The sequence below is a fragment of the Actinotalea sp. genome (assembly GCF_035443605.1).
Lineage (GTDB): Bacteria > Actinomycetota > Actinomycetes > Actinomycetales > Cellulomonadaceae > Actinotalea.
This window is the reverse complement of record NZ_DAORSQ010000206.1, coordinates 1-2057: the sequence shown is the minus strand read 5'-3', so window position 1 is coordinate 2057 and position 2057 is coordinate 1. Positions and strand designations below refer to the sequence as shown.

The window sequence follows — 2057 nt, the reverse complement described above, 5'->3', positions numbered from 1 at the left end:
TCGACGGGCTCAAGGACGCCGTCCTGCGCGCGACGACGATGCCGGCGCGCGAGGCGCGCGCCCGGATGCGTCGGCTGCGCCGCAAGGTGCTCACCGACGACGTCGCGGCGTGGTCGGCCGCGTTCCTCGACGCGCTGGCCGCGCCCACGGGCTCGGGTACGCCCGCGGGGTCGGGTGCGCCCACGGGCCAGGGCACGCCCGCCGGCGGCCTCGACGCCGCGCTCGACGCCCTCGCCGAGGTCGTGCGGAGCGGGGGCCGGGTGCTCGTCGCCACGGACTTCGACGGCGTGCTGGCCCCCCTGCGCGACGACCCGGCCGCCAGCCGCGCCCTGCCGTCCGCGGTCACGGCCCTGGACCGGCTCGCGGGACGGACCGGTGTGCACCTGGCGCTCGTCTCGGGGCGCGGCCTGGCCGACCTCGCCGCGAGGGCGCAGGTGCCGGCCGGTACGTGGCTCGTGGGCAGCCACGGCGGGGAACGGGGTCGGTGGGTCGCCTCGGAACCGCCCTCCCTCGAGCGCAGCGACCTCGTGCTGCCCGCCGAGGCCGCCACCCGGCACGACGCCCTGACCCGCGCCCTGCTGGCGGCCGTCGAGGGCAGCACCGCGCGCGTGGAGGTCAAGCCGACGACGGTCGTGCTGCACACCCGGACCGCCACCGCGTCCGACGCGGCCCGGCTCACCCCGGTCGCCGTCGCGCTCGGGGAGCGTGCCGGCGCCGACGTCATGGTCGGCCGGGATGTCGTCGAGCTCGGCGTGCTCGAGGTGACCAAGGGTGACGCGCTCCTGGCCCTCGCCCAGCAGACCGGCGCCGACCGCGTGCTGTACGCGGGCGACGACGCCACCGACGAGCGCGCGTTCGCGGCGCTCGGCCCCGACGACGTGTCGATCCGGGTGGGCCCCGGCCCCTCGGCCGCACGGTTCCGCGTGGCCGACCCGGTGGAGCTGGCGGCCGCGCTGCACGGGCTGGCGGATCATCTGGTGCCCGAGCCCCTGCCCTGAACGGGCCCGCTGTGGCAAGATGGTCCCGTCGCACGGGTGACCACGGTGCTACCGCACCTCGCCACCCGCGTCGGTCCCGACGGCGGGGCCTGACACTCCCATTCACGAAGGATCGTCCGGCACGTACCTGCCGGTGGAGGGATTCATCCATCATGGCTACCGTCACTTTCGACAAGGCAACCCGTCTCTACCCGGGGTCCGAGCGTCCCGCGGTCGACGCGCTCGACCTGCACATCGAGGACGGCGAGTTCCTCGTCCTCGTCGGTCCGTCCGGCTGCGGCAAGTCGACCTCCCTGCGCATGCTCGCGGGCCTCGAGGACGTCAACGCCGGCCGCATCCTCATCGGGGACCGGGACGTCACCAACGTCCAGCCCAAGGACCGCGACATCGCGATGGTGTTCCAGAACTACGCGCTGTACCCGCACATGACGGTCGCCGACAACATGGGCTTCGCGCTGAAGATCGCGGGCGTCCCCAAGGCCGACATCCGCAAGCGCGTCGAGGAGGCTGCCAAGATCCTCGACCTCACCCAGTACCTCGACCGCAAGCCGAAGGCTCTCTCCGGTGGCCAGCGTCAGCGCGTCGCCATGGGCCGCGCGATCGTCCGCTCCCCCCAGGTGTTCCTCATGGACGAGCCGCTGTCGAACCTCGACGCCAAGCTCCGCGTCCAGACGCGCACGCAGATCGCCTCCCTGCAGCGTCGCCTCGGCGTCACCACGGTCTACGTCACGCACGACCAGACCGAGGCCCTGACGATGGGCGACCGCATCGCGGTCCTCAAGGACGGCCTGCTCCAGCAGGTCGGCACCCCGCGCGAGATGTACGACACCCCGAACAACGTCTTCGTCGCGGGCTTCATCGGCTCTCCCGCGATGAACATCGGCTCGTTCGAGGTCGTCGACGGCGCCGCCCAGCTGGGGCAGACCCGCATCCCGCTCGAGCGCTCGGTCATCGCCGCGATGACCCCCGAGGACAAGGGTCACCTCACGGTCGGCTTCCGTCCCGAGTCGCTCGACGTCGTCAGCGCCGGCGCCGAGGGCGCCATCGGCGTCAAGGTGA

Annotated in this window: 2 protein-coding genes; both read left to right on the top strand. The window is 73.5% G+C overall.

The features are described from left to right. On the top strand, positions 1–998 hold a 998-nt coding region (gene otsB / locus PKY62_RS13195; RefSeq protein ID WP_324537700.1), incomplete at its 5' end, for a trehalose-phosphatase. Between the two features lie 152 nt (positions 999–1150). Further along, positions 1151–2057, top strand: a 907-nt coding sequence (locus tag PKY62_RS13190) for an ABC transporter ATP-binding protein (protein ID WP_324537697.1), incomplete at its 3' end; no start/stop codon positions are given.